1 pseudogene is annotated in these 380 nt (G+C 44.5%); it reads left to right on the top strand.

The features are described from left to right. Window positions 1–380 (top strand): annotated as a pseudogene (locus V7D75_RS13965) (sodium-dependent transporter); the annotation flags it as partial.

A 380-nucleotide genomic window follows, 5' to 3' on the forward strand; every position in this document is an offset into this window, starting at 1 on the left:
AAGCACGGCGCGTACCGTTGTTATTCTAGACACTGTCATTGCTTTAGCGGCTGGTTTGGCTATTTTCCCAATTATCTTTAACAACGGTCTTGATCCTGCTTCAGGTCCTGGTCTTATCTTTGTCAGTTTGCCTATTGCTTTTGGTAGTATGGGCGCCGGTGCCATCATTGGTACTTTATTCTTCTTATTGATAACTTTTGCCGCTGTGACTTCTTCAATCTCATTACTTGAGCCAACGGTTGAGCTGTTAGAAGAGCGTACGCCAATGAGCCGTACGGTATCGACCATCGTCGCTAGTATCGCGGTTTGGTTATTAGGTATCGCAGCTTTGTTGTCATTCAATCTATGGAGGGACTTTACCATCATGGGTAATGGTATTT

The organism is Psychrobacter sp., assembly GCF_036731945.1.
GTDB lineage: Bacteria > Pseudomonadota > Gammaproteobacteria > Pseudomonadales > Moraxellaceae > Psychrobacter.